10 protein-coding genes, 1 tRNA gene and 2 pseudogenes are annotated in these 13829 nt (G+C 55.6%); 5 read left to right on the forward strand and 8 right to left on the reverse strand.

The annotated features are described in order from the left end of the window. Positions 1–18: 18 nt before the first annotated feature. Positions 19–1494: a glycerol kinase GlpK gene (glpK, locus tag JCM17844_RS12630; protein WP_150001276.1), complete on the reverse strand. Its 1476-nt coding sequence runs from the start codon at positions 1492–1494 to the stop codon at positions 19–21. A gap of 283 nt (positions 1495–1777) precedes the next feature. On the opposite strand from glpK, the pseudogene JCM17844_RS12635 reads away from it, so the two are divergent. From JCM17844_RS12635 to fghA, 3 genes and pseudogenes are all read left to right on the forward strand, one after another. Further along, positions 1778–2550: pseudogene (locus JCM17844_RS12635) on the forward strand (enoyl-CoA hydratase). A gap of 42 nt (positions 2551–2592) precedes the next feature. Beyond that, a complete protein-coding gene (locus JCM17844_RS12640; protein WP_150001277.1) occupies positions 2593–3702 on the forward strand; it encodes an S-(hydroxymethyl)glutathione dehydrogenase/class III alcohol dehydrogenase in 1110 nt (369 codons plus the stop codon). A 6-nt stretch (positions 3703–3708) separates the two neighbouring features. Continuing rightward, positions 3709–4543, forward strand: a pseudogene (gene fghA / locus JCM17844_RS12645) (S-formylglutathione hydrolase). 28 nt (positions 4544–4571) lie between these two features. Here fghA and JCM17844_RS12650 read toward each other — a convergent pair. Continuing rightward, entirely contained in the window at positions 4572–5537 is a 966-nt protein-coding gene (locus JCM17844_RS12650) for an alpha/beta hydrolase (protein WP_210431968.1), read from the reverse strand. A gap of 10 nt (positions 5538–5547) precedes the next feature. Beyond that, positions 5548–7848 carry a TonB-dependent receptor gene (locus tag JCM17844_RS12655; protein ID WP_210431969.1) on the reverse strand — a complete coding sequence of 767 codons (2301 nt, stop codon included), beginning with the start codon at positions 7846–7848 and terminating at the stop codon, positions 5548–5550. Positions 7849–8008: 160 nt separating this feature from the next. Between JCM17844_RS12655 and JCM17844_RS12660 the strand changes: the two genes are divergently transcribed. Next, the gene (locus tag JCM17844_RS12660) at positions 8009–9058 is read left to right on the forward strand and encodes a helix-turn-helix domain-containing protein (RefSeq protein WP_150001280.1); all 1050 of its coding nucleotides are present in this window, start codon (positions 8009–8011) and stop codon (positions 9056–9058) included. A gap of 170 nt (positions 9059–9228) precedes the next feature. Here the strand turns inward: JCM17844_RS12660 and JCM17844_RS12665 are convergent. Then, positions 9229–9305 (reverse strand) — tRNA-Arg (locus JCM17844_RS12665). Positions 9306–9439: 134 nt separating this feature from the next. Between JCM17844_RS12665 and JCM17844_RS12670 the strand changes: the two genes are divergently transcribed. Then, positions 9440–9799, forward strand: a complete 360-nt coding sequence (locus tag JCM17844_RS12670; protein ID WP_150001281.1) for a hypothetical protein — start codon at positions 9440–9442, stop codon at positions 9797–9799. Between the two features lie 237 nt (positions 9800–10036). Here JCM17844_RS12670 and ptsN read toward each other — a convergent pair whose 3' ends face one another. The 4 genes from ptsN to lptB form a co-directional block, all read right to left on the reverse strand. Beyond that, positions 10037–10495 (reverse strand): PTS IIA-like nitrogen regulatory protein PtsN, encoded by a 459-nt coding sequence (ptsN, locus tag JCM17844_RS12675; protein ID WP_150001320.1) that lies wholly within the window; start codon positions 10493–10495, stop codon positions 10037–10039. A gap of 52 nt (positions 10496–10547) precedes the next feature. Then, on the reverse strand, positions 10548–11180 hold the full coding sequence (gene hpf, locus JCM17844_RS12680) for a ribosome hibernation-promoting factor, HPF/YfiA family (RefSeq protein WP_150001282.1): 633 nt from the start codon (positions 11178–11180) through the stop codon (positions 10548–10550). 161 nt (positions 11181–11341) lie between these two features. Continuing rightward, the gene (rpoN, locus tag JCM17844_RS12685; protein ID WP_150001283.1) at positions 11342–12901 is read right to left on the reverse strand and encodes an RNA polymerase factor sigma-54; all 1560 of its coding nucleotides are present in this window, start codon (positions 12899–12901) and stop codon (positions 11342–11344) included. Positions 12902–12904: 3 nt separating this feature from the next. Next, positions 12905–13630: an LPS export ABC transporter ATP-binding protein gene (gene lptB, locus JCM17844_RS12690; protein WP_210431978.1), complete on the reverse strand. Its 726-nt coding sequence runs from the start codon at positions 13628–13630 to the stop codon at positions 12905–12907. Positions 13631–13829 lie beyond the last annotated feature (199 nt).

Genomic DNA, 13829 nt, shown 5'->3' on the forward strand with positions numbered 1-13829 from the left:
AGGCGGGTCAAATGGTTTTCACCCGTGCCACGGCATCGTCCCAGCCCGCCACCAAGCTTTGCGGGTTTGGGCCGGCATTTTTGGAGAAAAGCGGGCATCACGCGCCCAATTGCGGGCAATATCGGCAGGCGATTCATAAACGCCCATGTGCAGCCCCGCCAGATAGGCGGCCCCCAATGCGGTGGTTTCGCTGACCACGGGACGTTCCACCTCGATACCAAGAATATCGCTGAGAAACTGCATCACCCAATCATTGGCCACCATACCGCCATCCACCCGAATGGATTGGGGCGACAGGCCATCGGCTTCCATGGCCGCCAACAGATCATGGGTTTGATAACATACGGATTCCAAAGCGGCGCGAGCCAGATGCTGCGGTCCCGTATCGCGGGTGATGCCGAAAATCCCGCCGCGCGCATCCGGGTCCCAATGGGGCGCACCAAGGCCCGTGAAGGCGGGCACCATATAGACGCCTTGATTATCCGCCAGATTCGCCGCCAAAGCCTGAGTTTGTGCGGCGCTTTTGATGATGCCCAATCCATCGCGCAGCCATTGGACCGCCGCCCCGGCAATGAAGATCGAGCCTTCAAGGGCATAGGCCACCTGCCCCTGCATCCGGTAAGCCACCGTGGTCAAAAGCCTATTTTGCGACCATTTGGGGTTATCCCCCGTATTCATCAATACAAAACAGCCGGTGCCATAGGTGCTTTTGATCATTCCGGGGGTGAAACAACACTGGCCAATGCTGGCTGCCTGTTGATCTCCCGCCAAGGCTGCGATGGGAAGGGCACGCCCAAACAGGCTTGGATCGGTTTCACCGAAATCATCGGCGCAATCCATGATTTGTGGCAACAGGGCACGCGGAATTTTGAACAGCCGCAACAATTCCTCGTCCCATTCCAATGTCTCGAGCGACATCAATCCGGTGCGGGCTGCATTGGTGACATCGGTTTTATGCTTTTTGCCGCCGGTCAGCTTCCATAGCAAAAAACTATCCACCGTTCCAAAAGCCAGATCCCCTTTTTCCGCTCGGGCGCGTGCACCCTCCACATGATCCAGAATCCAGCCGATCTTGGTCATGGAAAAATAAGGGTCCAGCAACAGCCCGGTGCGCTCATGCAGCGTTTTTTCCACCCCGTCCGCTTTCATGGCCCGGCAAATATCGGCGGTGCGTCTGTCTTGCCAGACAATGGCATTATAGATGGGCTGACCGGTTTTACGATCCCAGATGATGGTGGTTTCCCGCTGATTGGTGATGCCAATGGCCGCCACCTCACAGCCTTTGGCCTGTGCCTCTTGAAACGCATCTCGGGCGGTTTCAATAGTGGTTGTCCAAATATCATCCGGGTCATGCTCGACCCAGCCTTGCCTGGGGAAGTGCTGGGGAAATTCTTTTTGATGAAGAGCGATTTTCTCGGCCTTACGATCAAACACAATCGCCCGGCTGGACGTGGTCCCCTGATCCAAAGCCATCAATCCCGTCGTTTTGCTCATATCACTCCCCAATTTTTTATCTTGGATATAGGCCTTATGGGAGCACCCTACGCCCATACTGGCAAGAGGGAAGCGACTCATTCACCGCCATATGCTTCAATTTCATCAGAGCCATTTTTGACCCGCAGGCTTGAAGGGGCACATTTTTGGCTGTGCTTTTCAATTTCACCCTTTCCCTTGCCATTTGTTCTGATGCACATCACTGGAATGCGACAAACGGACGTTAATCTGTTATTTCGGCAAGGATACATCTCTCTCACGCATAGCCTGTACGGAACATCTTATGACCGCTGAACTTCTTATTTCCCGCGATGGAGCCATTCTGGAAATTGGCTTCAACCGCCCGGCCAAAAAAAACGCCCTCACCGAAGCCATGTACAAAGCCATTGCCGATAGCCTTGAACAGGCGTCCGACGATCCGGACATTCGCGTTGTGCTGTTTTACGGGGAAGGCGGCATTTTCACCTCTGGCAATGATCTCAATGATTTTGCCCAGGTGGCCACCGGCCAGCGCCGCGCCGAAGACATGGAAGTCATGCGGGTTCTGCACATTCTGGCCGGCTTTCAAAAGCCGGTAATTGCCGCGGTGGAAGGCTTGGCGGTGGGCATTGGCCTCACCTTGTTGTTGCATTGCGATCTGGCTTATGTGGCGCAGGATGCCCGCCTGACCGCGCCCTTCGTTGATCTGGCACTGGTACCCGAAGCGGCTTCCAGCCTGTTGATGCCCGCATGCATCGGCCACCAGAAGGCCTTTGCGCTTTTTGCCTTGGGAGAAGCCCTCAGCGGGGATGATGCCGCCCGCTTGGGCCTTGCCAATGCGGCTCTGCCCGCTGGCGATGTATTGGCGCAGGCACGTCTATCGGCCAAGCCTTGGCCAAAAAAGCCCCCGGCGCCCTTGCCGCCACCAAGGCTTTGATGCGTGACAGCGCCACCATCCGCGCCCGGATGGACAAGGAAGGGCTGGAATTTGCCCGCCGGCTGGTTTCACCGGAAGCGCGGGAAGCCTTCATGGCCTTTGCCCAGAAACGTGCACCGGATTTTTCGAATTTGGCCTGATCCCGCCACCCCGACCTGACAGTACCCCATAAGGAGATATCCATGGATGTAAGAGCGGCCATCGCCTTTGAAGCCGGAAAGCCTCTTGAAATTGATACGGTCCAGCTTGAAGGCCCGAAAGCCGGTGAAGTTCTGGTGGAAATCAAGGCCACCGGCGTGTGTCATACGGACCAATTCACCTTGTCGGGTGCCGATCCGGAAGGGGCATTTCCGGCCATTTTGGGCCATGAAGGCGCGGGCGTGGTGGTGGATACCGGCCCCGGCGTTACCAGCCTGGACATTGGCGATCATGTGATCCCGCTTTACACGCCGGAATGTCGTGAATGCGACTATTGCCTGCATCCCAAAACCAATTTGTGCCAGAAAGTGCGCGCCACCCAAGGGCAGGGCCTGATGCCCGATGGCACATCGCGCTTTTCCTATAAAGGCAAGCCGATCCTGCATTATATGGGCACCTCTACCTTTGCCAATTACACGGTGCTGCCAGAAATTGCTCTGGCGAAAATCCGCAAGGATGCCCCCTTCGACAAGGTTTGCTATATCGGCTGCGGGGTCACCACCGGCATTGGAGCCGTGATGTTCACCGCCAAGGTAGAGCCGGATACCGCCTGTGTGGTGTTTGGGCTGGGCGGCATTGGGCTGAATGTGATCCAGGGCCTTAAAATGGTGGGGGCGCGGCAGATCATCGGCGTTGATATCAACCCGCAAAAACGCGCATTGGCGGAAAAGTTTGGCATGACCGATTTTGTCAATCCCCGCGACATCAAGGGCGATATCGTAGGCCATCTGGTGGAGCTGACCGGCGGCGGGGCCGATTACAGCTTTGAATGTATCGGACGTCCCGACACCATGCGCCAAGCCCTTGAATGTTGCCATAAGGGCTGGGGAGAGAGCGTGATTATCGGTGTGGCGGGGGCCGGTGAGGAAATCTCCACACGCCCCTTCCAGCTTGTCACCGGCCGCGTATGGCGCGGATCAGCCTTTGGCGGCGCCCGCGGCCGCACCGATGTGCCGAGAATCGTCGATATGTATATGGATGGTCGCATCAATATTGACGATCTGATCACCCATCATTTGCCATTGGAAGAGATCAACACCGCCTTCGATCTGATGCATAGCGGTGAAAGCATCCGTAGCGTTGTGGTTTATTGAACGATGATGGAGATCATTTCGGAAAATCTGTGCTTTGGCGGGGTGCAACGGGTCTATAGCCATGAGAGCCGCACCTGCGGCGGCCCCATGCGGCTGGGCGTTTATCTGCCGCCCGATTGCGACCACAGCACCGCCCCGGTTTTGCTCTGGCTTTCGGGGCTAACATGCACCGAACAGAATTTCATCACCAAAGCCGGAGCGCAAAGGGTGGCGGCAGAGCTGGGCATGGTTCTGGTCGCCCCCGATACCAGCCCACGCGGCGACGGCACACCCGATGCGCCTGATGAAGCCTATGATCTGGGCTTGGGGGCTGGTTTTTATGTGGATGCCACCGAAAGCCCTTGGGCGCAGCGTTACCGGATGTATCGCTATATTGCCGATGAACTGCCCCAAATCCTGCCGGAAACCCTGGGCCTGAACACCAAAAAGATGGGCATTTCCGGCCATTCCATGGGTGGCCACGGGGCTTTGATAATGCACCTTAAAAATCCCGCCCTGTTTCAAACCGTATCGGCTTTTGCCCCTATCGTTGCCCCGATGCAGGTGCCTTGGGGGAAAAAGGCCTTCCAAGCCTATCTGGGGACGGATCAAAAGGCATGGGCGGATTATGATGCAACAGCACTGGTGACGCAGAACAAAAGCGCCGCACATATTTTGATCGATCAGGCGGAGCCGACGCTTTTTAGAAGAACAATTAAAGCCGCACCTGTTTGAAGCGGCCTGCAAGAAAGCCGGACAAGCGCTGACCTTGCGCATCCAGCCGGGCTATGATCACAGCTATTATTTCATTGCCAGCTTCATCGAAGATCATTTGCGCCATCATGCAAGCGGACTTTCCTGATGATAGGCGCACTTGGCTGGCCTGAAGGTTAATCGCCCGCCAATTGCGCCATCGCCTCTCCTAGCCAGCTGCGGGCGGTTTGGGCTGCCGTGAATTGAGGAAAGGACAGGAAGGCGTGGATCGCGCCTTTGAAACAGCGATAGCGGGTCTTCACCCCGGCATCCTTGAGACGTGCGACGAAAGTTTCATTCTCGGAACGCAAAGGATCATGGCCGGCAGCGATCAGAAAAGTCGGTGGCAGGCCTGAAACATCCTCGATAAAGAGAGGGGAAATGGCCGGATCGTCACGGCGGATGCTGTGATCGGGCACATACCAGTTCGCCGTGGTATCGATGGCCCCCAGATCCAGAAGATAACCGCCGCCCCCCCAGTCCATGCGCGATGGATAGCTTTCATGCGGACGGCTGATATCCAGCATCGGATAAATCAGATATTGCGCCTTGATCGCCAGTTCGCCGCCGCCATGCAGTTGATGCGCCACCACAGCGGCAAGATTACCACCGGCGCTATCACCCATCACACCAAGCCGCGTAGGATCGACGCCAAGCGACGCTGCATGGCGCACCACCCAATACAGGCTATCGATGCAATCATGAAGACCGGCAGGAAAGGGATGCTCCGGCGCAAGGCGATAATCCACCGAGAGCAGCGCAATACCGCTGCGGTCGCACAGATCGGACACAAGTTCATGATAGCTGTCCAGATCACCCATCGCCCATCCGCCCCCATGAAAGAACATAACCAGCGGAATCGCCCTCTCAGAGGCCACAGGGTTGGCAGGCCGATAGAACCGGGCTCCGATCAGGCTGTCACGCCCCTCCAAAGTCAGGTTTTCGCTATGGCAGGCGGGCTCCGTGGACGGCACGAAACCGGTAAATAAGGCTTGGCTCATTTCGCGCGCAGCAATGATACCAAGCTCGGCAAAGCTCGGCGCATCCGCCGCTGCCGCATTCATTTCCCGCAGAAAAGCCGCGGCATCTTCATCCAACGTCATCGAGCATCTCCTAGAAATGGTAGAACAGCCGCAGATCCCAGCTCCGACGATTGCTGAAGAATGCCGTTTCCACGCCCGGGAATTCCGCCAGATTAAAGCCTTGCACGCGGATCTCCCGACCGGTGATATTCTTGCCACCAGCACGCAGTTCCCAACCGGCATCATCTGACTTCACCGAAATAAAGGCATTGAGCAAAATATATTCGTCTTGGCGCAGAATAGGGGAATCGGTGATCTCATTGGCCACATCGCCACGATAGGCGGCATCCACATGAAAAACGCCCAACAAGCCATTGCCGACAGGCTGTTCCCATGTTGCACCCAGACTGGCATTCCATTTCGGCGAGTTGATCAGATCGCGATCACTGACATCTTCCGGCACGCCATTCACCAATGTGATAAACTCTTTGTACTCGGCATCCATAAAGCCAACTGTGGCATTGATGGAAAGGCGATCAATAGGGCGCGCCGCCAGCTCGAACTCCACGCCTTGAATACGGGCTGCGGCTGCGTTGCTAAACAAGCTTTGGAAAAAGCCTGTCTCGGCGTCCCGCCCGAAAGACGTTACCTGCAGGTCGCGATAACGGCTGTAAAAATAGGTGCCGTTAACGGCCAAACGATTATCAAGCCAGCTTGATTTGACGCCCCCTTCAAAGGTCCAGACCTTCTCCGGTGAAAAAGGCTGGAACTCGAACTCCGTGGAACCACGCCCGTCAAACCCGCCGCTTTTGAAGCCTCGTGAAACCGATGCGTAATAGAGCAACGTGTCCCTTGGAGCATATGACAAAGCAATTTTCGGCGTCAGAGCATCCCAGTCCTCTTTACCGGAAATCGTATTAAGTGGCGTGCCAAAACCTGCGAGAAAGGGCGGAAAGTCCTGTGCCACCCGGATATCGGGGGCAAATAGTTCGAACCGTCTGCGAGAGCTTTTCTCATCATACGTATAGCGCAATCCCAGCTCCAGGCTGAGTGTGTCGGTCAGATCAATGGTGGACTGGCCAAACACGGCGATGGAGTCCGTCCGCTGGTCGGTATCGGCGAGTTGGCTATTGGGAGAAAACAGTGCCAGCGGCAGTCCGAAAGCCGGCAGTGCCCCCGCCTGCGCATCGAAACCCGATAAGGTGAGATCAGAATCATGGAAGTAAAAAACGCCGCCCGTGAAGGTAAAGCCCTTGCCATTGTCATAGCTGGCCCGAAGCTCCTGACTGACCTGCCACTGATCTTGAAACAACGATATATCGAGCACCGGCAAGGGTGAGCCATCGGTGTCCAGCACCAGATCGAAATCCATTTCCCGATAAGCGGAAATGGACTCCAAAGACCAATCTTGCGAAATCTGCCAGTCAGCTTTCAAAGTAAAACCAAAGCTGGTCAGGTCATTCAATCCGTTGGCATTGGTATCAACCACGAAGGGATCGTCATTAGGCGGCAGGATCACCGGCACATCTGGCGCGGTGAAGGCGTCTGGAAAGGCCAGCAAGGGTGTTTCGCGAATTGGGCTTTTCGACGTATCGGGACGGTCCAACTTACCATCAGCCGTCAACGTCAGGGCTAGGTCGTCACTGGGCGCGAAAGTCAGTGCTCCGCGCCAAGCGAAGGATTCGGTATCGCCGTCACGTCGCCCGGTAAAACTGTTACGGTTGATGCCATCATGATTTGTCAGTGCCACCGCCAGCTTGGCATGCAGCTTATCCTGAATGATGGGGCCACCAACCCGGCCTTTCAGGGTCAGGAATTCAAAACGGCCGCCGCCAATCTCGAAATCTGCCTCGAACTCGTCTGGCGGGGCGGTAGAGATGAACTTGATAGCTCCACCGGGCGAATTGCGACCATAGAGTGTGCCCTGAGGGCCGCGCAAAACCTCCACCCGTTCCACATCGAACAGATCAAGAAAAGCGGCTTGTGTCCGGGAAATAAAAACATCATCCACATAAACCGCAACGCCCGACTCGACGAATGCAAGGGAATCGTTCTGCCCCACACCGCGTAGGAAAATAACGGCATTCGATGCATCGCCCTCTTCCAGATACAAATTGGGGACGGCATATTGCAGGCCGCTGATATCATCGGCTTGCAAATCCCCGATCAGAGTGTCCGAAAAAGCGGAAACCGCCCCCGGCACATCCTGCAGCGTTTCCGAACGTCGACGTGCTGTGACAATGATTTCTTCAAGAACCGATTGCCGTGCGGACAAATCCTCTGGCTGCTGCGCTTCCGCAATCACCGGGAAAAGCGCAATGGCAGCACAGCCCAAACCCGTCACGGATAAAATACAGTGATCCCGATAGCCTTTTACCCGGCGGCATCTCATCTCATCCTCCCCTGTTTCATTTGCACGATCCCCATCGAGATCGCGTATGATTAAACACATCATAAGCTGGTGGATATGGCTGCGGCGAGGACAGCCCGGATCAAACAGGGTGTACAATTTCGCTCATATCGCCAAGATTGCGTAAACAAGAGAGGATCAAATGGCCCGAACTTTGCGCTTCGACGGTGAGTATACCGTACCGATCATGACGCTGAAATCACTCTCCACCATGACAACGGCGTCGGGTGATGTTGTCGTGCGGATCATGCGCAATCTGGGCCTGCCACAAAATCTGGAGCTTGCCGGTCCGGAAGACGAGATCGATCTGGCCGATTATTTCCGTGTACTTGAACAGGTATCGCGGGAAATCGGCGACGAAACCTGTAGGCTGTCGCAGCGCTCGCTGATGCCGGGCTCAACGCATTTCGTCTGGTCGAGCGCGGCAAGCGAAGGTGACTTGCGCGCCGCAATGAAACGTGTAGCACAAGCCTATAACATGCTGCATGGCGGGCATTATAATTACGTGCGCGAAGACGCGAAAAGCATCACATATCTGATTGATGACCGTGGCTTTCCCTATACGCGACAGGATGAACAGGACTATATCCATGTCTTTCTGGAATGTGTGCTGATTTTCTTGCACTGTACGCTGATATTGCTCACCGGCGACGATCTGGATGGTAAGCTGCACAAAGTCTGGACGCGGCGTCCACGCCCCAAGGGGCACAGGGCGCATCTTGAATTTTTTGGCGTTCCGGTCCGGTGGAATGCGGGCACCTATGCCCTGAGCTATGATATCTCCGCTGCCGGCCTTCGGGTGACCGGCAGTCCAACCGGCCTGCCAGCGGAAAATGCCGTATACCGCAAAATCGTTGATCTGATTGAGACACGCGGCCTGAAAAAGCCAATGCGACTATCCGTAGCCGACCGGGTTCACGCGCAGCTTGAAACCGGCATATACGAACAATCACAAATCGCTCGCGCCTTGGGAATGAGTGTCGCAACCCTGCGCCGCAGACTTGCTGATGAAGGCGTAGATTTCCGTAGCCTGAAACAAAAAGCGCTTGATGACAGGGCAAAGACCCTGCTGCGCCAAGGCTATGACCTCGCCGAGATCGCGGAATTACTCGATTACGCAGATTTTCGCAGCTTCACCCGCGCTTTCAAGGCACAAAATGGCGTGACCCCTGCGCAATACACACAGGGATGAGCGCGCCATAGAGGCGCGAAGGAACGTGCCATATGATTGTGGGAAAAGTGGCGCGGCTTGAAGGACCAAGTTCATCCCCCAGCCCTGAGCGCGTTCCATGCAAGCACCGGCCCCCGGCGCCGGAAACGGCGACAAGATCGAGTCGAGCAGAGCGGGAACAAATATAAAAGTGGCGCGCTCGGGAAGATTCGAACTCCCGACCCCCAGATTCGTAGTCTGGTGCTCTATCCAGCTGAGCTACGAGCGCATAACCATCTTTTGTGCGACCGCATAACGTTGCGGTGCGGTGGCGGACCATATAAACATCGCTGGGGGCTGGCAAGCCCCTAAATTCAGGAAAATCGATATATCTTCATTTTCCGCTGATAGATGGACCGTTTTATGACTGCAAAGCTTGGTTTTTTGGGACGCACCTTGCCCCTTACCGCCTTATTTTTCGTGGCCGGATGCGGTGCGATGGAAGGATCATGGCCCAATCTGGCTGGTGATCCCCCTGCCGAGCCTGTGGCATTGCTTGATCCCGTGCGCCTTCCTGAGCCTCGTACCGAGATGGCCGCCATAAGCCCCCAAGAGGCACGCGCCCTTCTGGAAGCCCTGCCGCAACGCCAAAATGTCTTGTCACAACAGCTTCACGATGCCCGGTCACGCTATGAATCAGCAAAGGCGGCCATCGGCACACAGCAGCCGGAGCGTTTGCAAGGGGTGGATTACCGCACGGCGCAATTTGCCCTATCGCGCTAAGCGCCCTTGAAACGGACCTGACACAGCTTTCAAGACAAGCACAAAGCGCGTGGGCGACCCTTAGCCCCCAAGACCGCAGCAATGACATACAAAGCCTGATCGACTCACTGGCGCAAACGGCGCAGGCGCTGACAGCCTATTTGATAGAAGAGCGGAGCGCACTGACGCAAATGGCCCCGTAAAGCCGGCTATGGCCGAAAGAAAACAGCCCGATCCATAAAAAGACCGGGCCGTGTTTCAAGCAGCCGCTGCTTTGCGCAACAATAAGGCATGAAGCGCATCGGCGCCTTCGGCTCCGCGCAGTTTTTCACATATGGCTTTATCGCGGAACAGACGCGAGACCCGAGCCAGAGCTTTCAAATGATCCGCTCCGGCATTTTCCGGTGCCAGAAGCAGGAAAAACAGATCCACAGGGCGATCGTCCATCGAATCGAAATCCACAGGCTCGACGGTCCGCCCAAACAGGCCAAAAACCTGATCGAGCTCTGGCAATTTCCCATGGGGAATGGCCACGCCCTGACCAACGCCGGTTGTGCCCAGGCGCTCGCGCTCGATCAACACATCGAATATAGCCCGCTCCGGCACTTCAATCAGCGTCGCTGCATGCGCCGCCAATTCCTGCAGAACTTGCCTTTTGCTCTTTGCTTTGAGCGCAGGAAGAATGCTTGCAGGACCGATCAGGTCGTCGATATCCATCCCGATCAAACCTATTCCCTTATTGCGCGGCCTTAAATTCGCCGCGACCTCATTAGCGCTTCAATTCGGCGGGATCAACCCAACCGATATTTCCATCCGACCGCCGATAGACCACATTAAACTGGCCGTTTCGGCTATTGCGAAACATCAAGGCGGGTTGTTCGGACAAATCCATCAACATCACCGCATCTCCCACCGAAACATGCGGAATTTCCATACGCGTTTCAGCAACAATCACCGGCTGATCGTCTGTAAAGTCGGCGGACTTGCCATTGGCCTGTCCACTATCGTCGCCAGCCTCTTCGGCCAGAGATTCCGTTTCTTCAGGCTGCAAAATATAAGCCTGCGCCATCAGCGCCGCTTCTTCTTCCTGAACAGCCCGGCCAGTGATGTGGCGATCCTTAAGGCGTCGTTTGTGCCGACGCAACTGCTTTTCCAATTTGTCTGCCGCCAGTTCAAACGCCGCATGGGCTTCATCGGCCTCGCCGTGGCTTTGCATATGAATGCCGTGCCGCACATGCAACGAGCAATCCACATGGAAGAAAGGACCCTTCTTGGAAACGGTGACATGGGCCTCGATGGAGCGGCTAAAATACTTTTCCACAATCCCTTCAAAGCGTTCGTGAATGTGCGCCTTTAATGCATCTCCGACATTGATTTTCCGTCCGGAAACATTGATTTGCATCCTATCCGCCTTTCTTTGGAATTATGAGAAACCCCTTATCATTGGCCGTTGAAAACCATGCGGTGCACAGTTCTCACCCCACATCCCGAACTGTAGCACAGATGGAGGACCAACTTGCAATCCTCCCCTCTCATTTGGGATCAAAGATGCAAAAGTCCAGATCAGGCGCTCATGCGTTTTTCACGACGACGCTGCACACTGGACGGAATGCGCATGGCTTCACGATATTTGGCAACAGTCCGCCGGGCGATATCAATGCCTTCCGCCTTCAAAAGCTCGACGATTCGGTCGTCGGATAAAATCTTCTTGGGGTCTTCGGCATTGATCAAGGCCCGGATCGTATCGCGCACCGATTCGGAAGAATGGCTATCGCCCCCCTCCGAAGACTGGATCGCCGAAGTGAAGAAATATTTCAGTTCGAACACACCGCGATTGGTGGCCATGAATTTCGCCGATGTCACCCGGCTGACGGTGCTTTCATGCATCTCGATGGTATCGGCGATATCCCGCAAGGTTAAGGGACGCAAGTGCCGCACACCATGGGTGAAAAAGCCTTCCTGTTGGCGCACGATTTCTGTTGAAACCTTCAAGATCGTCCGCGCCCGCTGATCCAGCGCTTTCACCAGCCAATTGGCGTTGGACAGGCAATCCGACAAAAATTGCTTGTCGTCCTTCCCGCTGGCCCGGGAGCTTAGCGCGCTGAAATAATGCTGATTCACCAAAACCCGCGGCAAGGTTTCACTGTTCAGCTCAACCGTCCAGCCACCTTCGGGGCTGCGGCGGACAAACACATCGGGCACCACGGTTTGTGTCTCTTCACTGCCAAAGGCAAGGCCCGGCTTGGGATCAAGCGCCCGGATTTCACCGATCATCTGCGCAAGATCTTCATCATCCACACCGCAAACACGCTTGAGGGCCGCCAGATCACGCCGCCCCAATAGATGCAGATTTTCTACCAGTTTCGCCATGCAGGGATCGAAACGGTCTTTTTCCTTTAGTTGCAGGACCAGACATTCCGCCAGATCACGCGCGAAAACCCCCGTTGGCTCCATGCCTTTCAACAGGGCCAAAACCCGCTCCACATCCTGCGGTTCCACACCAAGACGTTCTGGCATGTCGGAAAGATCGGCGCTCAAATAACCGGCCTCATCCACTAGATCGATCAGGTTGCTGGCGATCATCCGGTCGGCGACATCATGGATCAAAAGCTGCATTTCCCTATTGAGATGGGTACGCAGATCCGGCACGTCGCTTAAATTTTGCTCGAAGCCTTCTTCATCGCCATTGCCACCCAAACGCCCATTGCCGCCGGAACTACCGCCGCTAAGACCCAACTGGCCAGAGCCCCCTGCGGCCTGTGCAATCCCGTCATTGGGGCCATCATCAAAGACATTGACGGAAAAATCCGCATCCAGTGGCGCATCTTGCGCCCCCACAACGCCAGAGCCATCCATGCCCGCATCGGCACCATAAACGCCACTTTCCGAATCAAAGCCGGAAAGCTCGGCAGCCCCCATATCGGCCGCATCGCCGCCGGGTTCATCAGAACCGCCCTTGTCCCCTTCCCCCAGTTCCAATAGGGGATTGCGCTCCATTTCCTGCTCGATAAAGCCCGACAGTTCCAGATTCGCCATCTGTAACAGCTTGATCGCCTGCTGGAGCTGAGGAGTCAGAACCAGCTGCTGACTTTGTCGCAGATCTAAACGCGGTGACAGGGCCATGATCTAAAGACTGAACGCCTCTCCCAGATAAACGCGGCGCACATCGGGGCTCGCCAGAATTTGCTCCGCATTGCCTTCCATCAAAACCCGCCCATCATGAATAATATAGGCGCGGTCGATAATATCGAGGGTTTCCCGCACATTATGATCGGTGATCAGCACACCAATCCCTCGATCTTTCAAATGCACCGTCAAGTGTCGAATATCGGCAATGGCGATGGGGTCGATACCGGCAAAGGGTTCATCCAGAAGGACAAAGGATGGTTCCGACGCCAACGCCCGGGCAATCTCGCACCGCCTGCGCTCGCCACCGGACAAAGCCAGTGCCGGCGAATGACGCAGATGCGAGATGGAAAACTCTTCCAAAAGCTCATCCAGCTTCTGATCGCGCCGACGATTTGACGGCTCGTTCACTTCCAGAACAGCCAGAATATTCTGTTCCACCGTCATACCGCGAAAAATCGAGGCTTCCTGCGGCAAATATCCGATCCCCAGCCGCGCCCGGCGATACATGGGCAATTTGGAAATATCGCGCCCATCCAGGCTGATGGTGCCGTGATCCCCTTCCACAAGCCCCACCAAGGTGTAAAAACAGGTAGTTTTGCCCGCGCCATTGGGCCCCAAAAGCCCCACAACCTCGCCGCGCTGCACATGTAAGGAAAGATCCCGCAAAATAACGCGGCCGCCATAGCTTTTGCCAATGGCATGCGCCACCAAACCATCGGCCATCACCCCTTGCGGGCGCTGGTCGCGTTCCGTGGCCCTTTTATCCTGGCTGGCATTTTCTTGTTCAATAACGGTCATAGTCCCCGGACTTTGCACGTACTGTGCTTAACAAATGATGAGTTTGTGAGTTTGGCGCAAATCTTGCCTGACACACAAATCAAAGCAGAAAAATCAAGCACAAAAGCCCGGCCAGAGCCCCCGA

It is taken from the genome of Iodidimonas gelatinilytica, from assembly GCF_008579125.1.
Classification (GTDB): domain Bacteria; phylum Pseudomonadota; class Alphaproteobacteria; order Sphingomonadales; family Rhodothalassiaceae; genus Iodidimonas; species Iodidimonas muriae.